1 protein-coding gene is annotated in these 237 nt (G+C 45.1%); it reads left to right on the forward strand.

Annotation, left to right across the window (positions count from 1 at the left end):
• A partial coding sequence (locus SB765_RS33660) for a S8 family serine peptidase (protein WP_410933040.1) occupies nt 1-237 on the forward strand: 237 nt, incomplete at both ends.

Consider the following 237-nt stretch of genomic DNA (forward strand, 5'->3'; position numbering starts at 1 on the left):
GCAACACTAGGTGATACCAACGATACTACAATTCCCGCTGTAGGCGCTGCATTTGAAGATCGTAGTGCATTAGTCGCTAGTACAAACGTGACAATTAATATTGGCGAAACTGATTATGGCCTTATGAGAGGAACGTCAATGGCAACTCCTGCGGTTTCAGGTATTGCTGCGCTAGTATGGTATAATCATAGTGACTGTACAGGCACAGAAATTCGCGATGCGTTAAAGGCAACTGCG

The organism is Pseudomonas sp. SIMBA_067 (genome assembly GCF_046534675.1).
Lineage (GTDB): Bacteria > Pseudomonadota > Gammaproteobacteria > Pseudomonadales > Pseudomonadaceae > Aquipseudomonas > Aquipseudomonas putida.